25 protein-coding genes are annotated in these 21,516 nt (G+C 49.7%); 15 read left to right on the plus strand and 10 right to left on the minus strand.

Going from position 1 to position 21,516, the window contains the following annotated elements; all coding sequences use genetic code 11:
• Window positions 1-75 precede the first annotated feature (75 nt).
• The 6 genes from KWJ01_RS11890 to KWJ01_RS11915 all read left to right on the plus strand — a co-directional run bounded on the left by KWJ01_RS11890 (window position 76) and on the right by KWJ01_RS11915 (window position 4,244).
• Window positions 76-684: an isoprenylcysteine carboxylmethyltransferase family protein gene (locus tag KWJ01_RS11890; RefSeq protein ID WP_224996666.1), complete on the plus strand. Its 609-nt coding sequence runs from the start codon at window positions 76-78 to the stop codon at window positions 682-684.
• Window positions 685-742: 58 nt separating this feature from the next.
• Complete coding sequence (locus KWJ01_RS11895) at window positions 743-1,318, plus strand: GNAT family N-acetyltransferase (RefSeq protein WP_224996667.1); 576 nt, start codon at window positions 743-745, stop codon at window positions 1,316-1,318.
• Window positions 1,319-1,452: 134 nt separating this feature from the next.
• Window positions 1,453-2,148: a CPBP family intramembrane glutamic endopeptidase gene (locus tag KWJ01_RS11900; RefSeq protein WP_224996668.1), complete on the plus strand. Its 696-nt coding sequence runs from the start codon at window positions 1,453-1,455 to the stop codon at window positions 2,146-2,148.
• A 197-nt stretch (window positions 2,149-2,345) separates the two neighbouring features.
• Window positions 2,346-2,813 (plus strand): nuclear transport factor 2 family protein, encoded by a 468-nt coding sequence (locus KWJ01_RS11905; protein ID WP_224996669.1) that lies wholly within the window; start codon window positions 2,346-2,348, stop codon window positions 2,811-2,813.
• A 39-nt stretch (window positions 2,814-2,852) separates the two neighbouring features.
• Complete coding sequence (locus KWJ01_RS11910) at window positions 2,853-3,335, plus strand: YdeI/OmpD-associated family protein (RefSeq protein ID WP_224996670.1); 483 nt, start codon at window positions 2,853-2,855, stop codon at window positions 3,333-3,335.
• A 21-nt stretch (window positions 3,336-3,356) separates the two neighbouring features.
• Window positions 3,357-4,244: a DUF1080 domain-containing protein gene (locus KWJ01_RS11915; protein WP_224996671.1), complete on the plus strand. Its 888-nt coding sequence runs from the start codon at window positions 3,357-3,359 to the stop codon at window positions 4,242-4,244.
• A 122-nt stretch (window positions 4,245-4,366) separates the two neighbouring features.
• Here KWJ01_RS11915 and KWJ01_RS11920 read toward each other — a convergent pair whose 3' ends face one another.
• From KWJ01_RS11920 to KWJ01_RS11940, 5 genes are all read right to left on the minus strand, one after another.
• Entirely contained in the window at window positions 4,367-5,152 is a 786-nt protein-coding gene (locus KWJ01_RS11920) for a TIGR00266 family protein (RefSeq protein WP_224996672.1), read from the minus strand.
• Between the two features lie 3 nt (window positions 5,153-5,155).
• A complete protein-coding gene (locus tag KWJ01_RS11925; RefSeq protein ID WP_224996673.1) occupies window positions 5,156-5,428 on the minus strand; it encodes a hypothetical protein in 273 nt (90 codons plus the stop codon).
• Between the two features lie 419 nt (window positions 5,429-5,847).
• The gene (gltX, locus tag KWJ01_RS11930; protein ID WP_224996674.1) at window positions 5,848-7,386 is read right to left on the minus strand and encodes a glutamate--tRNA ligase; all 1,539 of its coding nucleotides are present in this window, start codon (window positions 7,384-7,386) and stop codon (window positions 5,848-5,850) included.
• 60 nt (window positions 7,387-7,446) lie between these two features.
• The gene (locus KWJ01_RS11935) at window positions 7,447-7,932 is read right to left on the minus strand and encodes a hypothetical protein (RefSeq protein ID WP_224996675.1); all 486 of its coding nucleotides are present in this window, start codon (window positions 7,930-7,932) and stop codon (window positions 7,447-7,449) included.
• Window positions 7,932-8,315 (minus strand): RidA family protein, encoded by a 384-nt coding sequence (locus tag KWJ01_RS11940; RefSeq protein ID WP_224996676.1) that lies wholly within the window; start codon window positions 8,313-8,315, stop codon window positions 7,932-7,934. Before KWJ01_RS11940 ends, KWJ01_RS11935 begins: the two co-directional genes overlap by 1 nt.
• A gap of 54 nt (window positions 8,316-8,369) precedes the next feature.
• Between KWJ01_RS11940 and KWJ01_RS11945 the strand changes: the two genes are divergently transcribed.
• Window positions 8,370-9,056, plus strand: a complete 687-nt coding sequence (locus tag KWJ01_RS11945) for a 3-hydroxyacyl-CoA dehydrogenase family protein (RefSeq protein ID WP_224996677.1) — start codon at window positions 8,370-8,372, stop codon at window positions 9,054-9,056.
• Window positions 9,057-9,427: 371 nt separating this feature from the next.
• Complete coding sequence (locus KWJ01_RS11950) at window positions 9,428-9,943, plus strand: YfiR family protein (protein WP_224996678.1); 516 nt, start codon at window positions 9,428-9,430, stop codon at window positions 9,941-9,943.
• Between the two features lie 142 nt (window positions 9,944-10,085).
• On the opposite strand, the gene KWJ01_RS11955 is transcribed toward KWJ01_RS11950, so the two are convergent.
• The 4 genes from KWJ01_RS11955 to KWJ01_RS11970 all read right to left on the minus strand — a co-directional run bounded on the left by KWJ01_RS11955 (window position 10,086) and on the right by KWJ01_RS11970 (window position 13,172).
• A complete protein-coding gene (locus KWJ01_RS11955; protein ID WP_224996679.1) occupies window positions 10,086-11,294 on the minus strand; it encodes a GAF domain-containing sensor histidine kinase in 1,209 nt (402 codons plus the stop codon).
• A 73-nt stretch (window positions 11,295-11,367) separates the two neighbouring features.
• Complete coding sequence (locus KWJ01_RS11960) at window positions 11,368-12,216, minus strand: N-acetylglucosamine kinase (RefSeq protein WP_224996680.1); 849 nt, start codon at window positions 12,214-12,216, stop codon at window positions 11,368-11,370.
• 3 nt (window positions 12,217-12,219) lie between these two features.
• Window positions 12,220-12,453, minus strand: coding sequence for a cytochrome b5 domain-containing protein (locus KWJ01_RS11965; protein WP_224996681.1), 234 nt, complete (start codon window positions 12,451-12,453; stop codon window positions 12,220-12,222).
• A gap of 8 nt (window positions 12,454-12,461) precedes the next feature.
• The gene (locus tag KWJ01_RS11970; RefSeq protein ID WP_224996682.1) at window positions 12,462-13,172 is read right to left on the minus strand and encodes an RDD family protein; all 711 of its coding nucleotides are present in this window, start codon (window positions 13,170-13,172) and stop codon (window positions 12,462-12,464) included.
• A gap of 37 nt (window positions 13,173-13,209) precedes the next feature.
• On the opposite strand from KWJ01_RS11970, the gene KWJ01_RS11975 reads away from it, so the two are divergent.
• The 7 genes from KWJ01_RS11975 (at window position 13,210) to KWJ01_RS12005 (ending at window position 20,210) form a co-directional block, all read left to right on the plus strand.
• Window positions 13,210-14,187 carry a stage II sporulation protein M gene (locus KWJ01_RS11975; RefSeq protein ID WP_224996683.1) on the plus strand — a complete coding sequence of 326 codons (978 nt, stop codon included), beginning with the start codon at window positions 13,210-13,212 and terminating at the stop codon, window positions 14,185-14,187.
• Window positions 14,162-15,160 carry a hypothetical protein gene (locus KWJ01_RS11980; RefSeq protein ID WP_224996684.1) on the plus strand — a complete coding sequence of 333 codons (999 nt, stop codon included), beginning with the start codon at window positions 14,162-14,164 and terminating at the stop codon, window positions 15,158-15,160. Before KWJ01_RS11975 ends, KWJ01_RS11980 begins: the two co-directional genes overlap by 26 nt.
• Entirely contained in the window at window positions 15,138-15,881 is a 744-nt protein-coding gene (locus tag KWJ01_RS11985) for a DUF4129 domain-containing protein (RefSeq protein ID WP_224996685.1), read from the plus strand. The genes KWJ01_RS11980 and KWJ01_RS11985 overlap by 23 nt, the downstream gene beginning before the upstream one ends.
• Complete coding sequence (locus KWJ01_RS11990) at window positions 15,878-17,050, plus strand: DUF4350 domain-containing protein (protein ID WP_224996686.1); 1,173 nt, start codon at window positions 15,878-15,880, stop codon at window positions 17,048-17,050. The genes KWJ01_RS11985 and KWJ01_RS11990 overlap by 4 nt, the downstream gene beginning before the upstream one ends.
• Window positions 17,051-18,034: a MoxR family ATPase gene (locus tag KWJ01_RS11995; protein ID WP_224996687.1), complete on the plus strand. Its 984-nt coding sequence runs from the start codon at window positions 17,051-17,053 to the stop codon at window positions 18,032-18,034. It begins immediately after the preceding gene.
• A complete protein-coding gene (locus KWJ01_RS12000) occupies window positions 18,034-19,362 on the plus strand; it encodes a DUF58 domain-containing protein (protein ID WP_224996688.1) in 1,329 nt (442 codons plus the stop codon). Before KWJ01_RS11995 ends, KWJ01_RS12000 begins: the two co-directional genes overlap by 1 nt.
• 68 nt (window positions 19,363-19,430) lie before the next feature.
• Window positions 19,431-20,210, plus strand: coding sequence for a carboxypeptidase-like regulatory domain-containing protein (locus KWJ01_RS12005; protein WP_224996689.1), 780 nt, complete (start codon window positions 19,431-19,433; stop codon window positions 20,208-20,210).
• A 31-nt stretch (window positions 20,211-20,241) separates the two neighbouring features.
• Here KWJ01_RS12005 and KWJ01_RS12010 read toward each other — a convergent pair whose 3' ends face one another.
• On the minus strand, window positions 20,242-21,417 hold the full coding sequence (locus tag KWJ01_RS12010; RefSeq protein WP_224996690.1) for a formimidoylglutamase: 1,176 nt from the start codon (window positions 21,415-21,417) through the stop codon (window positions 20,242-20,244).
• Window positions 21,418-21,516: the final 99 nt, after the last annotated feature.

Below are 21,516 nucleotides of genomic sequence, written 5' to 3' on the forward strand. Positions count from 1 at the left end.
AAAAAAAGCTAAATCTGGTGTGCGGCGATACAATAAACTGCCGGAAAAGACGCTCAAATATAGTAATTTGCCACAATGAGCCCATATCTTCTGTTAGTTATCTTGTGGGTGCTGTACTTCCTGTTGCACAGCCTCTTTGCCCGGCCCTGGATGAAAGAGTGGTTTGCGCGCCATTTGCGCTGGCTCCTGCCACATTACCGCCTGCTCTACAGCCTGGGTTCAGGCCTGGGACTGGTAGGAATATTATTCTACAATGCAGTTGTCTCGCATGAGCGCCTCCTCCCCGAGGAAGAGGGCACCTACCGTTATGTAGGTATGATGCTGGCAACCTTTAGTGTAATTGTATTCAGGCAGTCGTTCCGGGTGTATTCTTTCCAGGAGTTTGTAGGTCTTAAACCTGTTACAGAACACACAGCCGACCAGGGCGGCTTAAAAACCCATGGCATCCTGGCACAGGTGCGGCACCCCTTGTACCTGGGTATTCTCCTGCTCATTGTAGGCTTCTGGTTTTACATTCCAACCATTGCCAACCTTATCACGGCTGTTGTCATTATTATATATCTCTTTGTAGGCATTAGGTTAGAAGAACGCGACCTTGAGCAGCAGTTTGGTGAAGCCTACCGGGAGTACAGGCGAAAAGTACCGATGATCATTCCTAAATTGGGTAAAAATAGACATCAGTAGCGCCACTGCGCAGCTGTGGTCTACTGATGCTGCTAATATCCTCCAACACGCTAATACCATGAATATAACGCTTTCAACAGCCAGGTTAAATCTGGAATTAGTGAAGCTGAAGGATCTGCCTCATATACATGAATTGCATTCTCTTTTGGAAACCGATAGGTACAATACCCTGGGAATACCAGATTCTGTTGAGCAAACGAGAATGATTCTTCTGGACTGGATTGCTGCAGCAGAGGCGGAGCCGAGTCCTGCTTACACCTTTAGTATCAGGAATAAAGAAACCGGCACTTTTATAGGATTGATTGCCCTGAAGTGCGGAAATGCGAAGTTCAGGATCGCCGAAGTTTGGTATAAGCTGCATGTTAATCACTGGCGGCAGGGTTTTGCAACCGAGGCCCTGCGGGAGATCCTTAACTTTGGATTTTCAGGGTTGAAGCTCCACAGAATTGAGGCTGGATGTGCCATAGCCAACACTGGATCAATCAAAGTCCTGGATAAAGCAGGCATGCTGAAAGAGGGTAGAAAGAGAAAGGTTTTGCCCCTGAAAGAGGGCTGGTCGGATAATTATGAGTTCGCAATGCTGGAAGAAGACTGGGTTGGTAGTTGCAAAAGCCGGCAGGCAACTAAACAATAGCTGCATAGCTTATTGTGTTTCAGCGGCCAAACTGCTACCTTACGTTATTGGAAGTATTGAGCGGCACAGTTTTTAACAAAGCTGCTGGGCTCCTTTTTTTTCAGGACCATTTTTTGATCTGATATTAGCCAAACATGAATATCACTTTTATACTGGCAGCATTGATTGGTACTGTTTACCCCCTGTACTTTGTACTAACGTACCGAAAGATCAACAGCAATATCCGGGCTGATGGCAGGTTCAGGCTGGCAGATTATAAACAAACCATCTTTATCTTTTGGCTCATCACAGGTTTGATCCTGCTAAACAGCATATCGGATAATGGCTTTGGACTCAATTTTTACCCTCACTTTAATACGGCAGCAATAGTTTTATCAGTACTGGTAGCAGCCTTTGTGCTCTTTCAGGCAAGGCAGTCTAAAGTTACGGCAGAAACAGCACCGCTTGTAAGGGATAAAATGAAAGACATTTACCACTACCTTCCCAAGTCAAAGAAGGAATTGCGCTGGTTTAGCTGGCTGTCTTTAAGTGCTGGTGTTTGTGAGGAAATCATCTTCAGGCTTTTTCTATTTACATTTTTGCTGGAGCATACGCATATTAGCATTGCCTTTGTACTTACAAATATCATTTTTGCGATAACTCATATTGGAAGCGGCAGGCAAAACCTGATCACTTCATTTATATTAGGTCTTTTGTTAAGTGCTATTTATTATTTTACAGACAACATCTGGATCGCCATTGTTTTACATGCTGCAATAGATATCAATGCAGGTATGCTGGGGTACAGCCTAAGCCGGTTTGAGCACCTGGGCCATAAAAATCCTGCATAGTTAGTGCTACATTGTGCGTGAGTGGCCGCCCGGGGAAGTGAATGTAGGAAAGTGCTACTGTGAGAGTGAAATGTTGTAAAGTAAAATATGTGCAGCATGAGCATTTGTAAAGACTGGCTCCGACGGCTGGCTGTAGTAACAAAGCTAAACAGAAATTGGTAGCCCTATATTTTCAAATTAATCACTAAACTATCCATATGAGCAACAAACTAATGATGGCAGCTTTAGCATTGCTGCTACTGGTGGCCTGCAATGAACCTGCAAAAGAAACAAGCCTGGCTAGCCTGGGTGCCTCTGAGCAGAATGTTGAAATTGTAAACAAGGTTTACGAGCATTTTAACAACCACAACTGGTCTGCTATGGCAAGCCTTTATAGTAATCCTGCTGAATTCAAAGATCCTGCCTTTGGGCTGGAGGCTGTGCAGCAAACAAGGGAGGAGATTGCTGCCAAATACCAGGAGATGGGCGAGATGTTTCCAGACATAAAAGATGAGGTGGTAAAGGTTTATCCTTCCGGAGCCAATCATGTGGTGGTTGAGTTTGTATCTTCCGGTTCGGCGCCAGATGGTACTAAATGGAGCCTGCCTATCTGCACCATTTTTACGGTAGAAAATGGCCTGATCACCAAAGACTACACCTATTACAACAATACGCCTGAAGAATAAAGCTTTAGCTAAGGCTGTACAAAATCTAAAGTATAGACCATGGATGCACCCCTGGTAAATAAGGAGTACCTTCTGGAGAAATTTCCCGGCAAAGGCGGCTGGACCTATGCCGCCATTCCCGAAGTGCCGCAAGATAAAAAAGCGCCTTTCGGCTGGGTAAAGGTGCGGGGAACCATTGATGGTTATGAAATAAAGCATTACCACCTGATGCCCATGGGCAACAACTGCCTTTTTTTACCGGTAAAGGCTGTAATCAGGAAGAAGATTGGTAAAAAGGAAGGTGATTGGGTAAAAGTAGTGCTGTATGCCGACAACACCCCACTGGAGGTGCCACAGGAGCTGCAACTTTGCCTGCTCGATGAACCCCAGGCACACCAGGCCTTTATGAGCTATACGGAAGGCGAGCAGAAAGCTTTTATAGACTGGATCTACAGTGCAAAAACAGAAGATACCAGAGTAGCACGCATTGCCGGCACTATTGAAAAACTTTTAAAGAAACAGAAATTTTCAGACAGGGAGTAGCCCTGAATTACTTTTACAACCATGACAAAACCAAGTAACCTGATAGCGGGCTTTGTGGCCCTGGTACTGATCCCCCTAAGCCTTACCTCCTTCTTTGCAGAAAAAGAATGGACCTCGTTGCTGGATAAAGATCTCTCGCAATGGGAGCGGTACCTGAGTTACCGCCATAAAGATGACTACAACGGCGACTTGCCAAAAGAAGCCAATGGAGAGCTAACTGTACCAATTGGCTATAATAAAGACGAAAGCAAGGTTTTTTCTGTGGTTGAACAGGATGGAGAGCCTGTTTTACGCATCAGTGGCGAAGTATACGGCTGTGTGTTTACCAAGCAGGAGTATGAAAACTATCATTTAAAGCTTAAGGTAAAGTGGGGCGAAAAAAAATGGGTGCCCCGTATGGAGAAGCTTAAAGACTCCGGCATTCTGTACCATTCCATCGGTGAGGCCGGCGTTGACTACTGGCGGGCCTGGATGCTCTCGCAGGAGTTCCAGGTAATGGAAGGACATATGGGCGACTACTGGAACATTGCCAACTCGGCTATTGACATACGGGCCTTTATTCCGGAGGGCAGAATGAACACAGTTGCCAGCGCCCGGCAGGATTTTGTACCCATCGGTTCTGGTAAAAGCATTGATAGCTTCTGCCTGCGCAGCGAAGATCATGAAAGCCCCAATGGAGAATGGACTGATCTGGAGCTGATCTGCTATGGCGACAAAAGCCTGCACATTGTTAACGGCCATGTGGTAATGGTGCTGCAGAATTCCCGCTACGTGGAAAACGAGAAGTCTATCCCGCTCACAAAAGGGAAAATACAGCTGCAAAGCGAGGCCGCAGAGGTATTCTACAAAGATATTAAGATCAGGAGCATCAGCGAAATGCCGAAGAAGTATGCCTCCTATTTTATGTGAGTACAAATGGTGTGCACCTGGCCGATTGTGATGAGTACCAGGTGAGAACGCCAGCAAAAAGCAACAAAGCCTCTGCTGATATAGCGGAGGCTTTGTTGTTTCTTATACTAGATGTATTCCTGTTACTGTTCAAAGAACTGGCCCAATACAGAGCTGCCCTTATCGCTGTTGCCGCCATTGGGCAGCAGGGCCTGAATGAGCTTGCGCACAGGCATACTCTGCAGCCACACAGTACCTGTACCGTGCAGGGTAGCCAGAAAAATGCCCTCACCGCCAAAAATCATGCTTTTAAGCCCGCCGGCGCGGTCTATATCGTAACTGATGGTAGACTCAAAGCCTACAATGCAGCCGGTATCTACCCGCAGGGTTTCGTTATTAAGCTGGCGCTTAATAATGGTGCCACCTGCATGGATAAATGCCAGGCCATCGCCCTGTAGTTTTTGAAGAATGAAACCCTCGCCGCCAAACAAACCGCTGCCAAGCTTTTTGTTGAAGGCAATGGAAACTTTAGTGCCCAGGGCCGCACAAAGGAAAGCATCCTTTTGTACCAGCAACTCACTGCGGTACATGCTGGATAAGTTCACAGGCACAATGGTGCCAGGGTAAGGCGCCGAGAAGCCAACTTTAGATTTACCGGCAGGCCCGCGGCCTCCCCGGTTGGTAAAGTGGGTCATAAAGAGCGATTCACCCATGATCCAGCGCGAGCCTGCCTGAAACAGCTTGCCCAATATGCTGGAGTTGGCATCGGAGCCATCGCCCATTTTGGTGTCAAACTGTATGCCGTCTTCCATGTATAGCATGGCGCCGGCTTCGGCAATCACGGTTTCACCTGGATCCAGTTCAATTTCTACAACCTGAATGCTTTCTCCAATAATGTTGTAATCGATTTGGTCGGAAGGGCGATACATAGCTTATTCGTCTGATTGATTGTCTTTAGGGATCTTTTTCGGTATTTTTTTATTTTTCTTATCCTGAATAAATTCAAGATCATCACGGTCGCGCAGCTTCTTGTCATCCACGTTCTTGTTCAGGAACTTGTTGATGTCGTCGATGCTCATGGTTGATCTGATCTCGCCAAAGGTATCGATCTTGATGTCGAAACCATTCAGCTCATCATTCACCTTTGGGGCCTCCTTTTTTGAAGGTTTATCGTTTTTATCTTGTTTTTCGGGTTTACGTGCCATAGCCTATAATCTTTGTAGTAGTATACTGAAAAACAGTTTATAAGATTAATATAGAACTGTTTTAGTGGAATTGTACAATAATGCCACTACTAATACAACAATTTTACAGGTATTTGTTTTTTTAGCTGTTTTGAAATTAAAGGTCCTATCCGGAAATCCCGTGGAATAACCTGGATTATGATTGTTTCTGTAAGAGGCTTCTAATGCAAATAGCCATAACTAAAATACGCTGTAATAGAAATAAAGCAAACCAGGGATCTATTGAACGGTACAAAAAAAATTTAAACGGTAAGCTCAGCAGAGAAACTTGCAAATGTAGTTGTGAGGTAAAATAAAAAGCCCCTCTTACACTTAGTAAAAGGGGCTTCTATGACTTAGGATTTCTACTGTTAATACGCTACAGGCAAGGGCACCCAGCCTTATCCATTTACTTGCAACTGATGCAGCGCTGTGCGCAGGCGTTCTGCAGTTTCCTTGTTTCCGATAATCTCGATCATGTTCATCAGATCAGGACCCGAGCCCAGGCCGGTGAGCGCCAGTCGTACTGCCTGCATCACACGCCCGATCTTTACATTGTTTTTGTCGAGCACCTCCTGTAGCAGGTTTTTGGCCCCCTCGGCAGTAAGTGCCTGGCTACTGTTTTCTACCGCATCGGCAAACTGCTCTATGATGGTGGCTGCTTCGGCATTCCATTTCTTGGCAGCAACGGCCTCATCGTAGCGGGCGGGGCGTATAAAATATACGGCGCCGTCTTTCCAGAGATCTTGCGGAAATACAGCCCTTTCTTTTATCTCCAGGGCTACTTTCCTGGCGGTTTCGGGAGCATATTCAACCTCGTTCTTATCCAGCTGTTCCTGCAGCATCCGGGTCAGTTCATCATCTGAACGCATGCGCAGGTACTGCTGGTTGTACCACTTGGCCTTGTCAATGTCGAATTTTGTTCCCGCTTTGCCAATGCGTTCAAGCGAAAAGGCTTCTATGAGCTGGGGCATGGTAAACAGTTCTTCGGTAGAACCGGGGCTCCAGCCTAAAAAGGCCAGGAAGTTTACCAGGGCATCGGGCAGGTAGCCTTCTTCGCGGAAGCCAGCTACCTGCTCGCCACCGTTGGGGTCTGTCCACTGCAGCGGGAAAATAGGAAAGCCGTGGCGCTCAGCATCGCGCTTGCTCAGTTTGCCGTTGCCATCTGGCTTCAGGATCAGGGGCAGGTGTGCAAATTGCGGCATTTGCTCCTCCCAACCCAGGAATTTATACAGCAGCACGTGAATGGGTGCAGAGGGTAGCCACTCCTCACCACGGATCACATGCGAGATCTTCATCAGGTAATCATCTACCACATTGGCCAGGTGGTAGGTGGGCATGCCGTCGCTCTTCATCAGTACCTTATCGTCGAGGGTGGCAGAGTGAACCATTACCCAACCCCGTATCAGGTCGTTTAGCCTGATCTCTTCTTTGCGGGGCACTTTAATGCGGATCACATACGGTTCGCCGCTGGTGATGCGTGCCTTTACCTCGTCTTCAGGCATGGTAAGACTGTTGCGCATCTGCATACGCGAGAGGGCATCGTACTGGGGGTTGGCAACACGTGCTGCCTTCAGGCGCTCGCGCATGGCCTCCAGCTCTTCGGGTGTATCAAAGGCATAGTAGGCATTACCCTCATTTACCAGCTTTTGGGCATACTCCATATAGCTCGCCTTGCGTTCGCTCTGGCGATAGGGGGCAAAGGGGCCGCCTGTCCAGGGGCTCTCGTTCAGCTCAATGCCGGCCCAGGCCAGGGCTTCCTGAATGTATTCTTCTGCGCCGGGCACATAGCGGGTCTGGTCGGTATCTTCAATACGAAGAATCATGGTGCCGCCGGTTTTGCGGGCAAACAGGTAATTGTACAGGGCGGTGCGAACGCCACCAATATGTAAAGCCCCGGTTGGGCTGGGGGCGAAACGAACTCTAACGTCTTTATCCATGCTGCTCAAATTTGCTGCAAAATTATAAAATTAAAATAGAGAGGAAAGCCCGCAGACTTTCTACCCTTCTTTAGAAAAAAGCACCTTCTCCAGCTCCTGCCTGCTTCTGTTTACCTGCCAGCTGAAGTTTTTGATGGCTATGATGTATTGTACGCAGCCAGTGCCAAAAGCAATGGCGGCATAAAGCCAGGCCTGGTGGTATATCAGAAAGAACAGGGTAAGCAGCAGGCATACTACCGACCAGAAAACCAGGTACATGGCTGTGGAAAAAAAAAGGCGGTAGCTTACAAACAGCAGACAGCCTACAGAGGTGGTTTCCAGCCGGCCCAGCAGCAGGGGCAAAAAGTTCTCGGGCTTTTGCACCCTTCTGCTAATGCGAAAGATGCCTTTTTTAACAACGCCATTGAACAGGAAACGTTTTTCTTCAGCCGTGCTAAACTCAAATCCCTCCTCTACCGGCCGTGTATGCGGGCGCAGGCGATTCAGGGCTTCTTCTGCCGGGTAGGGAAGTACAAAGGTCTCCTGTTTGTAAGGCAACAGCTGCATCAGGCCACGGCTATGCAGGAAATTTCCACACGAACATCTTTAGGCAGGCGGCTCACCTCAACGGTTTCGCGCGCAGGAGGCTGCTGATCTGTAAAGAAGCTGCCGTACACACCATTGATAGCACCAAAGTCGTTCATGTCTTTGATAAAAATAGTGCACTTGGCTATGTTATTAAAACCCATGCCTGCCGCTTTTAATATTGCTTCCAGGTTGTGCATTACCTGCCGGGTTTCTTCTTCGATGGTGCCTTTTACAAGCTCACCACTGCCGGCAAGCAGGGCAATTTGTCCTGAAACATAGAGAGTATCTTTTACGCGAATGGCCTGGCTGTAGGGGCCGATGGGGGCCGGGGCCTGTTCGCTATAGATTACGCTTTTGCTCATTTTGGGTGGAGTTAAAAGATAAAAAAGCTTATTTTGGCCAAAAATACTCTATTTATGCTAATACTGGTGACAGGACCCGCTCAAATGTTGGCCGAATTTCAGGAACGCTTTGGTGAGCCGGAAGAGATAGTATACCATACGGTAGAGGCCCTGCCACAGGCAGAGTTGTTGAAAGCGAATGCTGTTTTTGACTTCTGGCTCGACTCGCTGCCCGAGCGTATGCTGCAATACCAGCGGCTGGATGGACTGATGCTTTTCTGCAATGTTCCAAAATTAAGCCTGGCCGAGCTGCTGTTTCGCTACGGCAGGCCTTCCTGTGCACTGGCTGGTTTTAACGGCTTACCTGGTTTTGTAAACCGCCCGCTGCTGGAGCTAAGTTTGCTTGAGCAAAAAGACCTGCCCCAGCTGCAGGAAGTATGCAAGGCGCTGGGAGCCGATTTCAGGCTGGTGCAGGACCGGGTTGGCATGGTTACCCCCAGGGTGGTGTGCCAGATCATTAATGAAGCTTACTTTACCGTGCAGGAAGGTACCGCCAGTCGTGAAGACATTGACCTGGGTATGCAGCTGGGCACCAATTACCCGATGGGGCCGTTTGCCTGGTGCAACAAAATAGGAGTAAAGCATGTGTATGAGCTTTTGCTTGCCGTGCTGATGGATACCGGCGATGAACGCTACAGGATCTGTCCTTTGCTGAAGCGGGAATACCTTTTGCAGGAGGCTTCTGAAAAGGCATCTATGTAGGCGGTGACTGCCGGGGGCATAGGTAGCAGTTAGTGTTTTGTGTGCATTGCTGTATATAAATACTTTTTGGCCTGCTTAAGGCGCATGTAATATTCTCCCCTGCGGAAAAGCATTCTGTGCATACGAAAAATGCGGTTTAAAGCTGCTGTTGCCAGTTTATCCTGAATGAGGGCTAAACAACAATGTGGATTTTTTCAGGAGATTCTCCTGCTCTCACCAGCCTGAGGTAGCCAGGTGTGGGAAGTGCGGCGTTTTCGGCTGCTGGTGTTTTGTATTTTACCTTGGTAATGCACCTGCTTCTTGCTGCAGGCCTGTGGTGTAGCTAACTTGATTTGTGTTCGTAGAAACGTCAAGTCAAATTTCTTCTCATCATGAAGTACCAAAAAGCGGGGTTTTTAACAATTATTACCCTTCTGTTGCTGTTAGGAAGCGGTAACGTGCTGGCAAAGGATTACACCTATCACACGGTGTTCGTTTATAACTTTACCAGATACATTGAGTGGCCAGGTGCAGGCACTGAAACTATTATTGGTGTACAGGGTGGAGACAAAGATGCTATGGCTGCCTTTGAAAAAATGGCCCAGAGTAAATCTATGGGTGATCGTAAATATACGGTTAAGGTAATAACCAAACCAGAGGACGCCGCCACCTGCCATGTGATCTTTATTCCCGACAGGGAGAGCGATAAAGTTGCGGCATATGCACAAAAATATGCTAACTCGCCTAAACTGATCATTACCGAAAAAGACGGGCTGGTGAAAAAAGGTGCGATGATCAACTTTATTATTGTTGATGGTAAAATGCGCTTTGAGCTTAACCAGAGTGCTATGGATAAATCTGGCCTGAAGGTTTCCAGCCAGTTATTAAGCCTCGCCATTGTCGTGTAAGGCAAAACATCTTTTGCTGCCTAATAGGGCAAAAACAGAAAAACACAGTCTGCGCAGGCAGCTGTGTTTTTTTTATCAGGCATGCAAACCCCTTGTGATGGTTTGGAGCAATTTAGGCTAAAGGGTATTCGTCATGCACAGCCTAGTTATTGTGTTCGGCTTTAAGTTCAACAACAAAGCGGCTGCCCCTGTCTTTGCCATCGCTTTCTGCCCATATTTTACCTTTGTGTTGCTGCACAATTTTTTGGGCTATGTACAGGCCCAGGCCGGTGGAGCTTTCATTGGCGGTAGGCTTGGCGCTTAAGCGCGCATATTTGCCAAAAAGCTTTTCCTGATCTTCTGCAGTTATCCCCTGCCCATGGTCTGTTATGGCTATTCTGGCAACGCCATCTGTCTGGGCCAGATTTACCTCAATGGCAGTTCCGGGATGTGAATATTTAGAGGCATTACTGATCAGGTTATCAAGCACCAGCTTTAGGCGAAAAGGATCTGCCTGCAGCCAGATGCTTTTTTCTATACTGGTAGTAACAGACTGGCTCTTTTTAAGCAGCCCTGCCTTGTTTTCTTCTATGGTTTGCCACAACAAAGACGACAGGTTTACACTTTCCAGCTTTAGGTTAGCCTCGCCATTGGTATTCAAAGAGGTGTCCAGGAGGTTTTGTACAACCTGGTTCAGGGTTTTTGTAGACTTATGAATCAGATCGGTATAGGTGAGTATGCTCTCCTTGTCTGAAATCTCCATTTCAATGAGGTGTGCCAGGCCGCTGATGTTGTTGATTGGGTTCTTCAGGTCGTGCACCGTCATGTTCAGCATCTCGTTTTGCGCACCCAGGGCTTTGCGGGTGGAAAGTCTAAGCTCCAGCTCATTCATGACCAAACTTGCCAGTTGTGCCAGAATATTACGCTGTTCTTCAGAAAAGCTGCGGGGTTTATGATCAACAATACAAACAGTGCCCACCTGGTAGCCATCGTGGGTGGTAATGGGGGCCCCGGCATAAAAGCGCAGGCCAAAAGAACCTGCCACCAGGGGGTTGTGCAGCAGGCAGGGATCGTCGGTAGCATGTTCAAAAACTGTAACTTCCTGCTGCAAAATGGCAAGGGAGCAGAGGCTTACGCCGCGGTTAACATTTTTTGTGTCGCCCATCCCTACATTTGCCTTAAAAAACACACGATCCTGATCTACCAGGGCAACCAGGGCAATAGGCACTTTAAAGATGGACTGGGCCAGTGTGGCTATTTTATCAAAAGCTCCCTCTGGAGGAGTATCGAGTATTTCATAACGGTAAAGGGCCCGCAGCCTTGCCTCATCATTTTCCGGAACGATCTCTTTGCCAAATGTATTTCTGATCATGCTTCTTTAGCTACCCCCTAATGTTGCAACATTATTTTATAAGTTTTGATTCAGGAGAAGCCCTCATTTAAAACTATTTGGTAGCCTGGTGATACAGGGTGAGGCCTGCAATAGGATTTTCCAGGATATGATGCACCCTTAGGCCCATATCTGATGCAACCTTGCGCAGCACATTGGCATAGTGGTAGGCTACAGATCCTACAAAATGGATTTTATGTTGCTGGTAATCGGGGTATTTTACCACGTTGCGTTCCAGGAAGTTTTTGAAGCTGTCGTACACCAGTTGGTAGCACCAGGGATCCTCCAGGTTGTTGTGCAGAAAACGGGCAAATGAGGCTATGTAAGGCTTTGGAAATGGCTGGCGGTAAATTCTGTCCAGCACATCTTCTGCCGTAATATCGTGTTCCTGCTGAAAGAGCTGGCGCAGGTGGTCTGGCATATCGTAGCGCAGGTAATCGGCCACTACGCGTTTTCCCAGGTCGGAACCACTGCCTTCGTCGCCCATGATCCAGCCCAGGGCAGATATGTTGTGTGTTATTTCGCTGCCGTTGTAAAAGCAGGAGTTGGAGCCGGTGCCCAGGATGCAGGCAATGCCGGGTTCTGTACCGCAGAGGGCTCGGGCAGCGGCCAGCAGATCATGCTCTACAACTACTGCTACATCGGGAAAAACCTCACGGAAAGCCATGCGCACAATGCTTTTGCTTTTGTCTGAGCTGCAGCCGGCACCATAAAAATGAATGCTGCTTGGTTTAATGCCGACAGGTAAGCTGGGGAGCAGTTCTTTTTGAACCAGCTCTTTTATTTCAGTTGCTGTCTGGTGGTGGGGGTTGTAGCCACTGGTACGTGCCTGGCTGATGCTGCCATCGGGCTGTAGCAGTCTCCACTGGGTTTTGGTTGAACCGCTGTCGGCAATAAGGATCATATCTTAGTTTTTTAATTTTCCTACTATAACAAATTTATCGAACACCTTGTCTGTGTGCGGTGCATCCTTTAGCTCATCGGTAAGATCCTGGCCGGCCCAATGCTCATAATGTTTGCCACCCCGCCAGAGGCGTGAGGGAGCTACATCGTAAATCAACCCCATATAAGCACACCAGATCTCGGGGCGGTCTTGTCCGTTGCGCAGGGCAAGCTGCGCTTTGGTGTATTCTTTCAGCATGCGCTACCCTATTCTCCGCTGATGCTGTGTTCATAGTCTTTCACCAGCGTGTGCAGCAGTTTCAGCGGGGGCAGATCGGTCTGGATGCTCAAAAGATCCTGTGCCTTGTTGGCCATTAGCTGTACTGGCTGCGTGTTACCGGTAAGGCGGTAATTGCGCAGCGTTTCGCGGATGAGCGCTATGTCCTTTTCCTGAAGGCGGTTAACCTGCGGAAACTGCACTTCATACTCATCCTCCTGGCTAGGCCTGTAGAGCTGCTGATCGAAGCCATACTGTTGGTTACGGTATTTTACCACGGTGGTTCCGGCTGCCAGATCGCCCAGGCGCTGGCCCTTGCCATTAATAAGTATGGTGATGATGGCCACTGAGCCATACAGCCAGATATCGATGGGGCGCAGCAGCCAGCGCAGCAGATAGCTGCCAATGCCCGGTTGGGTGCCATCGAGCCGCACCACCTTCAGGTTTAGCTGGCGTTTGCCCAGGCTTTGGCCATTCAGCAGCATTTCGCACAGCAGGTGGTACAAAAACGGCGGTAGTATCAGCAGAATGTTAAGCCAAGTTGGCAATTCTGTTACCTCGGAATTAACCAGGAATAAAACAACATAATAGGCACCCGTTAGCAGGGAGTCCAACAGGTAAGCACCAATACGGTCCCCCAGTCCCGCAACCTCATAGTCGATCAATACATTTTGGGTGGTTTGTATCCCTACTTTCTGCATCTTTTGTTACCTTGTGCTTTCAGAATTTAACAAATGTATGCGCGAGGCCTTATTTGTCAAAACGAATTACCCAAAATGGAAATCTTTTGAGGCTGTAATGCAGAAAAATAAGGCGGCCAGTCCCGATGAGCTGGCAGATCTGTTTGTGCAGCTTACCGACGACCTTGCTTTTGCCCGCACCCATTATCCTGAGAGTGACATAACCCGTTACCTGAACAACCTGGCGGCCGGGGTGCACCAGCGCATTTACCGGAATAAAAAAGAAGACCTTAGCCGCTTTGTAAGCTTCTGGACCCGGGAGCTGCCCCTGCTTTTTCGCGAAGCACGCCGCCCCCTGCTGTATTCCTTCCTGATCTTCATCATCTCGGTAGGCATAGGCATCCTTTCATCAGAATATGATGATACCTACGCCCGCCTTATCCTGGGCGACGGCTATGTAAACATGACCCTGGAGAATATCGAAAAGGGCGATCCCATGGCGGTGTACAAAGACGAGGAAATGCTTAGCATGTTTGCCGGTATTGCCTTCAACAACCTAAGGGTAGCCTTCACCATTTTTGCTGCAGGCCTGGTGCTGTCCATCGGAGCAGGGCTTATCCTGTTTTACAATGGGGTAATGGTAGGGGCTTTTCAGTACTTCTTTCTGCAAAAAGGCCTTTTCTGGACCTCCTTTCTCACCATCTGGGTGCATGGTACCCTGGAGATGGCCTCTTTTGTAATTGCCGGAGCAGCAGGCCTGGTAGTGGGCAACAGCTTCTTGTTTCCGGGTACTTATCCGCGTATGGAGTCTTTTAAAAGGGGCGCTCAAAAGGGGCTTAAAATGCTGGTAGGTGTGCTGCCCATTATTGTGGTGGCGGCTTTGCTGGAATCCTATGTTACCCGCTTTACCGACTGGCACTGGTCGGTAAAAGCAGTAATTATTCTTACATCTGCGCTGTTTATGCTCTATTACTTTGTAATTTATCCCTTTCAACTAGAACGCAGAGAGGATGCCGGAGCCCTACATAAATTTTAAACGGGAGCGCAGTTTTGGAGATAAGATCAATGCTACTTTTGCTTTTATCAGCCAAAACCTGAAGCCCATTGCCAAAAGCGCCCTGTATATTGCCGGGCCATTTGCCCTGCTTACCACGCTGGTGTTGCAGGCTTACCAGATGCGCAATTTTGGCGACTTCTCCGGCACCCTGTCCGGTAATAATCCTGCCGGTGCGGCGGGTATGTTTACCTCTGCAGCCTGGTGGTCGTACCTGGGCATCACTTACCTGGTGCTGCTGGGCATGATTGCCCTTACCATTGCCCTGGCACAGCGCCACATCCGGGCTTATGTAGAGACCGGCAGCGCGGCTATAGAAATAAGCTACCTGGCTAAAACGATCTGGCGCGATTTTCTATCGGCACTGGGTGCTACCATAGGCATTGCGGTGCTCATGTTTATCGCCATGATGATTATTGTGGTGCCCTTTTCTCTCCTGATTGCCGGTTTGCAGGCCCCTTTTCTGGCTATTTTAATGGTACTGGCCATGTTTGTGGGCATGCTGATGGCAGGCTCTGCCCTGATGCTGATCTACCCCATTCTGAATTTTGAAAAAACAAACTTCTTCGATGCCATTGGCAGGGTGTTTTCGCTGAACGGGGGTAAGTGGTTTAGCACAGCAGGGCTGGTATTCATTACCTCTACTATTCAGTTCGTTATTATTATGGCATTATCCATCCCGGTGTATGCCATTACCTTTTACCAGTTGTTTCATGGCGGCTCGCTCGAAGAGGTAGTAGCCCAGTCGAACCAGTTTAGCTGGTACACGCTCTTTACAGCACTGGCATCTGTTGTGTACTCAGTAGGTTTAACCCTTATTGGCAGTATTATGCTTATTGCTATAACGCTGCAGTATTTTAACCTGCGCGAAAGGCGGGAGGCCAGCGGTCTGCTGGAGCGAATGCAGTCCTTTGGCGTAACCAAAACGGTTCATGAGGAAGAAGAGCAATACTAAGCCCCTGCTGCAACTTTCCCTGTACCTGCTGGTGTTTCTGCTGCCCCTTTTTGCTTTTGTCCAGCCCGATTCAGCAGCAAGTGCCAGTAGCGACCCCCAGTGGCAGGAGCGCCGTTTTTCTGAAGAAAAGCTGCAGGAATTGCAGGAAGATGACCGCCTTGTTTATGAAATAGAAGTGGCGGAAGATGATTCCTGGGGCCGTTTTAAAAGATGGTTTTTCACAAAGCTTTCGCAGTTCTTTGGAGGCGCTTCCAAAAGCGGCTTGTTAGACATAATCGTTTACGCTGTTTGTATTGGCGCAGGCATTTTTATTATTATCCGCTTTCTGGATGTTGATTTAACAGCACTGGTGCAGCGCCGGGCAGTGGCTCCTACTATCAGTGTGGGCGAAGGCATCACTGAAAATATTCATGCACTGGATTTTGACCAGGAAATAGGCGCTGCTGTTCAGCAGCAGGAGTATAAGCGGGCCGTTCGCCTGCTATACTTAGCATCTTTAAAAAGGCTGACCGATGCCGGCCTCATCAGGTTTGAGCCTGGCAAAACCAACCGGCAGTACCAGCGCGAATTGCGATCTCCAGACTGCAGTAGCCGCTTTGCCAGCCTTGGTCGCGTTTTTGAATATGCCTGGTATGGCGATTTTCCGGTAAACGAGCAGCTATACCTGCAGGCAGCGCAGGAGTACCGGGAGCTTTGTAAACTGGTGGAGGTGCGGGTATGAGCAGGCGCAGAATACTAATACTGGCAGGGGTGGTGCTCCTGTTCGTAGTCATAGAAATGCTGATGCCCAGGCCACTGAACTGGAGCCCTACCTATTCACATCGCGATAAAAACCCTTATGGCGCTTATGTTCTGGCGCAGCTACTTCCGGGGCTGCTTGCCCCGGAAGAATTGCGCATTCAGTCGGTAACCCTCTACGAAACCGACTCTGTACAGGATAGGCTTAACCTGCTGGTGTTGTCAGAGGATTTTATGCCTGAAGAGGAAGACCTGGAAGTGCTCCTGCGCAGAGTAGCGAAAGGTGACCATGCTTTTATCTCAGCGCAGTTCTGGAGCGAGGAGTTTTCGGATACGCTTGGCTTTACCTATGTGTATAACTTTGAGTTGCCCGCAGAAGTAGGAGGCAGGGAGCGCGATAGCAGCAATGTACAATTTACCCAGGCAGGTTTGCCCCGGCAGCGTTTCCGTTTTGCCAACAGTGTGCTTGCCTCTACCTTCGATAGCCTGCCTCCAACAGCCACCGTACTGGCAAAGACCGATGGAGGGGCGGCAATACTGGTTTCTGTACCCTGGGGGAGTGGCACTATGTTCCTCTCCAGCACCCCGCTACTGTTTACCAATTACTATCTGATGCAGGAGAGGAGCAGGCCCTTCAGCGAAGCTGCGCTGGCTTACCTGCCCGAACAAACCCTTTTTTGGACAGAGTACTATCACTTAGGACGCATGGAGGCAAACACCCCCCTGCGCTTTATACTGCAGGAGCCGGCACTGCGCTGGAGCTATTACCTGGGCATGGGAATTTTGCTGGGCTTTGTGCTCTTTAGCTTAAAGCGCCGCCAGCGGCCAATTCCGGTAGTGGCACCACCTGCCAATACCAGCCTGCAGTTTGCAGAAACAGTGGCCCGCCTGTACTACAGCCAGGGCAACCACCTCGATATTGCCCACAAAAAGATCAGCTACTTTAAGGAGTGGCTGCGGGAGCGCTACCAGATGCCTGCCGGCAGAGTTGATGAGGATTACCTGCAGCGGCTCGCCCGCAAAAGCGGAAAGCCCGAGGCGGAGGTGCGCAGCCTTTTTGCTTTTATTGAACGAATACAGCGGCAGGCATCCCTTTCGCCGGAAGACCTGCTTGCGCTGCAACATAAATTAGAATCTTTTACACGAAGCTAGATGGAAGATATTCAAACACCCTTTGCCAACCGCATTAACCTGGAAGAATTGCAGAGCAGTATGGCGCAGATCCGTGCGGCGGTGGGGTCTGTTATTGTAGGTCAGCAGGAAATGGTAGAGCTAATGCTGGTGGCCCTGCTTGCCGAAGGGCATGTGCTGCTGGAGGGGGTGCCCGGCGTGGCCAAAACTTTAACTGCAAAGCTGCTGGCGGCGGCCATTGATACTGGTTTTTCCCGCATTCAGTTTACCCCCGACCTGATGCCTTCCGATATCCTTGGCACTTCTGTTTTCAACGTAAAAACCTCCGATTTTGAATTCAGGAGCGGCCCCATCTTCAGCAACCTGGTGCTGATTGATGAAATTAACCGTGCACCGGCCAAAACACAGGCAGCCCTCTTTGAAGTGATGGAAGAACGGCAGGTAACGCTGGATGGCAAGACCATGCGCATGGGCGAACCTTTTATGGTGATGGCTACCCAAAACCCCATAGAGCAAGAGGGTACCTACCGCCTGCCGGAAGCCCAACTGGACCGCTTCCTGTTCCGCATTGATGTGCCTTACCCCAGCCTCGATGAAGAGGTGCTGATTCTGCAGGGGCATCATGAACGGGGCAAGGGCTTTTCGGCTGCGGCCATACAGCCAGTGCTGGGCCCCGAGCAGATTGCCCGTGCCCGTGCCTCTGCCCGGCAGGTGCATGTAAGCCAGGATCTGCTGCGCTACATAGCCCGCCTGGTAACCACCACCCGTGCATACCCCGATTTGTACCTGGGTGCTTCGCCGCGGGCTTCGGTAGCCATTCTTAATGCGGCCAAGGCCTATGCCGCCCTGCAGGGCCGAGATTTTATAACGCCCGAAGATGTTAAGTGGCTGGCTATACCAGTACTGCAGCACCGGGTAACCCTAACACCCGAGCGTGAAATGGAAGGCCGCAGAGAGGCGGACATCCTCAGGGAAATGATAGAAACCGTAGAAGTACCCCGCTAGTGAATTTCATCCGGTCATTTTACCTGCAGCGGCGTTTCTGGATTGCCGCACTTGCCCTGGTAGCACTGGGGCTGGCTGGCTTTCCCCTGCCCACGCTGCTGTTCTGGTCAAAGATTGGCTTTGGCATGCTGCTGCTCCTGCTGGTGGCCGATGGTCTGTCACTCTACCGCCTGCGGCAGGGCATAGAAGGCACCCGTACCACTGCCGATCGTTTTTCTAACGGCGATGAAAATCCTGTGCAGCTGGATCTCAGCAACCGCTATCCTTTTGCTGTAAGACTTGAAATTATTGATGAAGTGCCCGAGCAGTTCCAGGCACGCGATCTGCAATTTGAGCTGTCGCTGACACCCGGCGAGCAAAAGCGCCACACCTATTTTCTGCGCCCAACCAGGCGGGGCACTTATGGCTTTGGTTTCCTGAATGTCTACGCCAGCTCGCCGCTTGGACTTGTTAGCCGGCGTTATAAGTTTCCGCTGCAGAAAGAGGTGCCGGTATATCCCAGCTACATCCAGATGCACAAATACGAGCTGCTGGCTTTCTCCAGCCTGCCGGAGCAGGGCATCAAGCGCTTTCGCCGCCTGGGAAACAACCAGGAGTTTGAGCAGATCCGCGAGTATGTGCAGGGCGACGACTATCGTACCCTTAACTGGAAAGCTACCGCCCGCAGCGGCCATATGATGGTGAATACCTACCAGGATGAGCGATCGCAGCAGGTAGTATCGCTGATCGATAAAGGCCGCCTGATGCACATGCCTTTCGAGGGACTCTCATTACTGGACTGGTCCATTAACGCCAGCCTGGCAATTTCTAACATTGCCATCAAAAAAGGCGATAAGGCAGGCTTGGTAAGCTTTCAGCACAAGGTAAGCCTGGTGCTGCCTCCGGGCCGGCAGGGCGCACAGATGAACACTATTATGGAAGCGCTCTACAACCAGAAGACTGCTTTCAAAGAGTCTGATTTCAGCCGCCTGTACGTAAGCTTGCGCAGGCAGCTGGCACAGCGCAGCCTGCTGCTGCTCTTTACCAATTTTGAATCTTTGCAGGGCATGCGCAGGCAGCTGCCTTATTTACGTCAAATGGCCCGTCAGCACCTGCTGGTGGTAATATTCTTCGAGAACACAGAGCTGACTCAGCTCCTGAATGCACCGGTAAAAGTGCTGGATGAGGTATACACCCAGACCATTGCCGAAAAACTGGTGCATGAAAAAAAATTAATTGTACGGGAGCTTCAGCAGCATGGTATTCAGGCCCTTTTAACTCCGCCACAGGGCCTTACCATCAATGTAATTAATAAATACCTGGAGTTAAAATCGCGGGGTCTGCTCTGATTGCAGGTGTAAAAAGAATATTTTTGCTCCAGATTGCGTTGTATCAACATTGCCAGGTCGTAATTAACTTGAAGAAGCTTCTCCTATGTATGCTGGGCCTTTTGGGCCTGCTGGTAACAGCACACGGGCAAAACCAGCGCCAGATCAGAGGGCGGGTGGTGCTTGCCACTGATACGCTGCGCCCTCTGCCTTATGTACAGGTAATAAACCGGAGTAGTGGTAGCGGTACCGTAAGCGACCTGGATGGGTATTTTCGTCTCACTGTTTCCGACAACGACAAGATCGGATTCAGGATGATAGGCTACCATGATACCCTGCTGACGGTAAGCCAGCTGCGACAGCTAAATAACGTTTTTGCTATGAAGGAAAGGGTTGTAACCCTTAAGCCGGTTACCATACGTGGCCAGAAGCAGGTTTATAAACCTTTTGCCCCGCCAGAAGCCAAAAGCGATGATCCTTATGTAGGCTACCGCAGTGTAAAACCCAGCGGGCTTGATCCGGTAGACCAGAAGATTGGCCTTGCCACCACCGGCAGTGGTGCTGCCCTTGAGGGGGCCATTACTGAATTTGCCAACCTCTTCAGCAAAAAAGCAAAACAGCGCAAGAAGATCAGCGCCCTGAAAGAAAGAGCCAGGGAGGAGGAGTACTACAAAGCCCTGCACGATTACTGGTTCGACGAGGAAATAGTAGCCGAGCTCACCGGTTACAAGGGAAAAGATTTGCAGGAGTTTATTGCTTTCTGTAATCCTTCTCTAAAATTTATGGAAGAAGCCACTGAATACCAGGTGATTCTCCAGATCTGGCACTACCAGAAGCAATACGAAAAGATGTACTACCGGGATATGTAGGTAGTAGTTGTGAGGGCGTGATTTGGTGATATCATACCAGCTTATTATACGTATTGATCCAGCGTTCGGGCACTTCGCCCTGTACGGCCATCAGGTAGTCGTTGTAGCTGCAGGGTACCATAAAATTGCGGCCGTAGCGGCTTAGGTCATCATTGGGGTGGGGAACCTCCATCCACCATTTTTCGCTGCGGCGGCTTTTGTAAAAGGTTAAAGTAGAGGGCTCTGCGGGCATGGTCACGATAAAGCGCTGATAATCGTTGCTGGCAAAGCTTTTCTCCTGCTTGCGGTTGTAGTACCCTTCAATAAAATACCAGACCATTGTAGCCACTACTGATGCAGTTGTTTTACGGGCATCGTCCAGGGCAGGGTTGTATTCAAAAAAGCCAATAGAGCTTAATTTTTCGTTAAGGCCGGCATACCAGCAAAGCTGGCAGGCTTCTTCGCCGCTAAGGCCAAAAGGCTGTGCCTGGGCATTGCCCGGGGCATCGGTAGCTTTAATGGCGGTAATATCGAAACTTAGCAGGTCTGCCTCGCGCACCAGGGGCTCGGCTTCGCGTATGTCGCGCCTAAGGGCACCCAGGCGGTGGGCCTCAAAATACAGGCGCTCCAGCATGGCCATGGCAGCAGGATCTACCAGGTAGCTCTGGTAGCCCAGCAGTGAGTAATTGAAAAGGAAGTTTGGCTCGTGTACCAGCAGGCTGTGTACGTGCCGGCTGTTGGCGGGCATATCGGCGGCGTCTTCCAGGTCTAGCTTTGCATCCACATGCACTACCGATACCAGCTTCTCAAGGTCTTCGTAAGCCTGGTATTGGCCAAAGGAAAGGTCGTGCGAGCCGCCCAGGAGTATGGGCAGCACATTGTTGCCAATGAGCATGCTGCATACTTCGCGAATGCGCAGATAGGTTTCTTCCAGGTCGTGCCCATTAATAAGATTGCCCAGGTCTATGATGCGCAGGGTGCCGGTAGGGCATCTTTTTAAACGGTAAAGCTTTTCCCTGATGGCATCGGCGGCAGCCCCAACACCTCCGTTATCGCCGCTGCCGCGGTTTTCGGTAAGGCCAATCAGGGCCAGATCGGCCTGTTCAAGGTCGGGAAAGCTCTCTGCATGCAGCCTGATGCTCTTTACCAGGGCGTCTGGTGCAGTAATGCCGGCATATGCCGATTCGGGCAGGGGAGAGAAAAATATCTTCAGGTCGGGCTGTTCCATACGGGCGAAGATACGGCGATTTCCGGAAAGAACCAGTCAGCAGGGGTGCCCTAAAAACGAAAAGGCTGCCTTCACTTAGCAGCCTTTTCAACAGATCAG

Origin of the sequence: Cesiribacter sp. SM1, from assembly GCF_020178975.1 — a bacterium.
Taxonomy (GTDB): Bacteria; Bacteroidota; Bacteroidia; order Cytophagales; family Cyclobacteriaceae; genus Cesiribacter.

What these genes read in the sequence shown, in the direction of transcription:
- KWJ01_RS11890 (WP_224996666.1), top strand. Translation starts at nt 76, where the DNA reads ATGAGCCCATATCTTCTGTTAGTTATCTTGTGGGTGCTGTACTTCCTG.
- KWJ01_RS11895 (WP_224996667.1), top strand. Translation starts at nt 743, where the DNA reads ATGAATATAACGCTTTCAACAGCCAGGTTAAATCTGGAATTAGTGAAG.
- KWJ01_RS11900 (WP_224996668.1), top strand. Translation starts at nt 1,453, where the DNA reads ATGAATATCACTTTTATACTGGCAGCATTGATTGGTACTGTTTACCCC.
- KWJ01_RS11905 (WP_224996669.1), top strand. Translation starts at nt 2,346, where the DNA reads ATGAGCAACAAACTAATGATGGCAGCTTTAGCATTGCTGCTACTGGTG.
- KWJ01_RS11910 (WP_224996670.1), top strand. Translation starts at nt 2,853, where the DNA reads ATGGATGCACCCCTGGTAAATAAGGAGTACCTTCTGGAGAAATTTCCC.
- KWJ01_RS11915 (WP_224996671.1), top strand. Translation starts at nt 3,357, where the DNA reads ATGACAAAACCAAGTAACCTGATAGCGGGCTTTGTGGCCCTGGTACTG.
- KWJ01_RS11920 (WP_224996672.1), bottom strand. Translation starts at nt 5,152, where the DNA reads ATGTATCGCCCTTCCGACCAAATCGATTACAACATTATTGGAGAAAGC.
- KWJ01_RS11925 (WP_224996673.1), bottom strand. Translation starts at nt 5,428, where the DNA reads ATGGCACGTAAACCCGAAAAACAAGATAAAAACGATAAACCTTCAAAA.
- gltX (WP_224996674.1), bottom strand. Translation starts at nt 7,386, where the DNA reads ATGGATAAAGACGTTAGAGTTCGTTTCGCCCCCAGCCCAACCGGGGCT.
- KWJ01_RS11935 (WP_224996675.1), bottom strand. Translation starts at nt 7,932, where the DNA reads ATGCAGCTGTTGCCTTACAAACAGGAGACCTTTGTACTTCCCTACCCG.
- KWJ01_RS11940 (WP_224996676.1), bottom strand. Translation starts at nt 8,315, where the DNA reads ATGAGCAAAAGCGTAATCTATAGCGAACAGGCCCCGGCCCCCATCGGC.
- KWJ01_RS11945 (WP_224996677.1), top strand. Translation starts at nt 8,370, where the DNA reads ATGCTAATACTGGTGACAGGACCCGCTCAAATGTTGGCCGAATTTCAG.
- KWJ01_RS11950 (WP_224996678.1), top strand. Translation starts at nt 9,428, where the DNA reads ATGAAGTACCAAAAAGCGGGGTTTTTAACAATTATTACCCTTCTGTTG.
- KWJ01_RS11955 (WP_224996679.1), bottom strand. Translation starts at nt 11,294, where the DNA reads ATGATCAGAAATACATTTGGCAAAGAGATCGTTCCGGAAAATGATGAG.
- KWJ01_RS11960 (WP_224996680.1), bottom strand. Translation starts at nt 12,216, where the DNA reads ATGATCCTTATTGCCGACAGCGGTTCAACCAAAACCCAGTGGAGACTG.
- KWJ01_RS11965 (WP_224996681.1), bottom strand. Translation starts at nt 12,453, where the DNA reads ATGCTGAAAGAATACACCAAAGCGCAGCTTGCCCTGCGCAACGGACAA.
- KWJ01_RS11970 (WP_224996682.1), bottom strand. Translation starts at nt 13,172, where the DNA reads ATGCAGAAAGTAGGGATACAAACCACCCAAAATGTATTGATCGACTAT.
- KWJ01_RS11975 (WP_224996683.1), top strand. Translation starts at nt 13,210, where the DNA reads ATGCGCGAGGCCTTATTTGTCAAAACGAATTACCCAAAATGGAAATCT.
- KWJ01_RS11980 (WP_224996684.1), top strand. Translation starts at nt 14,162, where the DNA reads ATGCCGGAGCCCTACATAAATTTTAAACGGGAGCGCAGTTTTGGAGAT.
- KWJ01_RS11985 (WP_224996685.1), top strand. Translation starts at nt 15,138, where the DNA reads ATGAGGAAGAAGAGCAATACTAAGCCCCTGCTGCAACTTTCCCTGTAC.
- KWJ01_RS11990 (WP_224996686.1), top strand. Translation starts at nt 15,878, where the DNA reads ATGAGCAGGCGCAGAATACTAATACTGGCAGGGGTGGTGCTCCTGTTC.
- KWJ01_RS11995 (WP_224996687.1), top strand. Translation starts at nt 17,051, where the DNA reads ATGGAAGATATTCAAACACCCTTTGCCAACCGCATTAACCTGGAAGAA.
- KWJ01_RS12010 (WP_224996690.1), bottom strand. Translation starts at nt 21,417, where the DNA reads ATGGAACAGCCCGACCTGAAGATATTTTTCTCTCCCCTGCCCGAATCG.